The following is a 2599-nucleotide window of genomic DNA, read 5'->3' as shown; positions in this document are numbered from 1 at the left end:
CCGTGCGTCGACTACGTGATCGTCTTCACCGGCCTGGCGGGCGGCGACCACCGGGGGCTCCTGGCGGCCACCCCGCTGCTCCTGCTCGCCCAGGTGCTCCTGCTGCCGCCGCTGCTCCTGCTGCTCCTGGGCGGCGAGCTGGCGGACGTCGTCGAGGCGGGCCCGTTCGTGGAGGCGTTCACGACCCTGATCGCGATCCCGCTCGCGCTGGCCTGGCTCACCCAGGCCTGGGCCCGCAGGCGCCGCGCAGGCAGGCTCGCGGCGGACGCGGCGGGCACGACGATGGTCCCCCTGATGGCCGCGACCCTGCTCACCGTGGTCGCCTCGCAGGTCCCCGAGCTCGGCGGCGACCTCGCCCGCGTCGCGGGGGCCATCCCGTTCTACGCGGCGTTCCTGCTGGTCATGGTGTTCGCCGGGCTGGCGGTGGCGCGCCTGTTCCGGCTGGACGTCCCGGCGAGCCGCGCGGTCGTGTTCACCGGCGCGACCCGCAACTCCCTGGTCGTGCTGCCCCTCGCGCTGGCCCTGCCGGACGCCCTCGCCCTCGCGCCGCTGGCGGTGGTCGCCCAGACCCTGGTGGAGGTGGTCGGCATGGTGCTCCTCGTGCGCCTGGTGCCGCTCCTGGTCCCGGACCGCGCGCCGGGGGCGTGATCGGCTCGACCCCGCCCCCGCGCGAACCCCCGGCCGTCAGCGCCAGCCGAGCGCGGGCGCCACGTGCTTGAGGATGCTCTCCAGCACGTGCGCGTTGTAGTCCACCCCGAGCTGGTTGGGCACGGTCAGCAGCAGGGTGTCCGCCTCGGCGATCGCCTCGTCCTCGGCGAGCTGCTCCACCAGCGCGTCCGGCTCCGCCGCGTACGAGCGGCCGAAGATCGCCCGCGTGTCCGCGTCGATGTACCCGACCTGGTCGCGGCTCTTGCCGTCCGCGCCGAAGTACGCCCGGTCCTCGTCGGAGGTCAGCGCGAAGATGCTGCGCGAGACCGACACGCGCGGCTCCCGCTGCCACCCGGCGTCGGCCCACGCCTTGCGGAACACCCGGATCTGCTCGGCCTGCTGGACGTGGAACGGCGCGCCGCCCTCGTCGTTCTTCAGGGTCGAGCTCATCAGGTGCATCCCCTGCTCGGCCGCCCACACGGCGGTCGCGTTCGACCCGGCGCCCCACCAGATGCGGTCGCGCAGGCCGGGGGAGTGCGGTTCCAGGCGCAGCAGGCCGGGCGGGTTGGGGAACATCGGGCGCGGGTTGGGCTGGGCGAAGCCCTCGCCCTCCAGCACCTTCAGCAGCACCTCGGTGTGCTTGCGGGCCATGTCGGCCTCGGTCTCGCCGTCGGCGGGCTGGTAGCCGAAGTACCGCCAGCCGTCGATGACCTGCTCGGGCGATCCCCTGGAGATGCCGAGCTGGAGCCTGCCCGCGGCGAGCAGGTCGGCCGAGCCCGCGTCCTCCGCCATGTACATGGGGTTCTCGTAGCGCATGTCGATCACGCCGGTGCCGATCTCGATGCGCTCGGTCTTGGCGCCGATCGCGGCGAGCAGCGGGAACGGCGAGCCGAGCTGCCTGGCGAAGTGGTGCACGCGGAAGTAGGCGCCGTCCGCGCCGAGCTCCTCGGCGGCGACGGCCAGGTCGACGGACTGGAGCAGCACGTCCGAGGCGGTCCTGGTCCGCGAGTGCGGGCTGTCGGACCAGTGCCCGAAGGACAGGAAACCGATTTTCTTCACGCTGGGGGAACGTACTCGCACTTTGGTTGATTCCTCAACTACTTGGCTCCCGCAGCAGGTCGCGCCACTGGTGACCGGGAACACGGCCGCCGCCCGCCCCCGCTGCGGCTAGGGTCCCGCCGACCACCCCGCACCACCGGGACGTCCCCGTCCGGAGAGGAGCCGAGGGTGGACCCGCGCACCACGCCCGCCGCCCAGCGCGCCCTGATCGCCGCCGTCCAGGTCCTCGGCCTGGCCACCTGGTTCTCCGCCTCGGCCGTCGTGCCGTCCCTGCGCGCCGAGTGGGGCGTGGACCTGGCCGCCGCCGTCTGGCTCACCGCCGCCACCCAGCTCGGGTTCGTCGTCGGCGCGGTCGCCTCCGCCGCCCTCGCCCTGGCCGACCGCGTTCCGGCCCACCTGCTGCTCGCGGCGGGCGCGACGGGCGCGGCGACGTCCACCCTCGCGTTCGCCCTGCTCGCCGACGGCCTGGCCGCCGCCGTGCCGCTGCGCTTCGCCACCGGCCTGTTCCTGGCGGGCGTCTACCCGGTCGGCATGAAGCTCATGGCCTCCTGGGCCACCCCCGACCGCAGGGCCCGCGCGATGGGCCTGCTCATCGGCGCCCTCACCCTCGGCTCGGCCCTGCCGCACCTGATCGGCGTCCTGGCCTGGCCGTGGCGGCCCCTGGTGTCCGCCGCCGCCTGCGCCACCCTCGTCGCCGCGCTGCTCTCGGCCACCCTGCTGCGCGCCGGGCCCCACCTGGCCAGGTCCGCGCCCGCCCGCGACCCGGCCTACGCGCTCACCCTGCTCCGCGACCGCGCGCCCCGCCTGGTCAACCTCGGCTACCTGGGGCACATGTGGGAGCTGTACGCGCTGTGGACGTGGCTGCCGCTGTTCGGCGCGGACGCCGTGCGCG

3 protein-coding genes are annotated in these 2599 nt (G+C 74.8%); 2 read left to right on the top strand and 1 reads right to left on the bottom strand.

Annotated elements, in window-relative coordinates; genetic code table 11:
- Positions 1-648: bile acid:sodium symporter (locus ACTUAL_RS08515; protein WP_440899865.1), on the top strand; the 648-nt coding region annotated here is incomplete at its 5' end.
- A gap of 36 nt (positions 649-684) precedes the next feature.
- Here the strand turns inward: ACTUAL_RS08515 and ACTUAL_RS08510 are convergent.
- On the bottom strand, positions 685-1707 hold the full coding sequence (locus tag ACTUAL_RS08510; RefSeq protein WP_096494586.1) for an LLM class flavin-dependent oxidoreductase: 1023 nt from the start codon (positions 1705-1707) through the stop codon (positions 685-687).
- Between the two features lie 168 nt (positions 1708-1875).
- Between ACTUAL_RS08510 and ACTUAL_RS08505 the strand changes: the two genes are divergently transcribed.
- The coding region (locus tag ACTUAL_RS08505; RefSeq protein WP_440899864.1) for an MFS transporter at positions 1876-2599 on the top strand (724 nt) is incomplete at its 3' end.

This window comes from Actinosynnema sp., assembly GCF_052038725.1.
The sequence above is the reverse complement of the archived record's forward strand: the minus strand, read 5'-3'. Positions and strand labels throughout refer to the sequence as shown.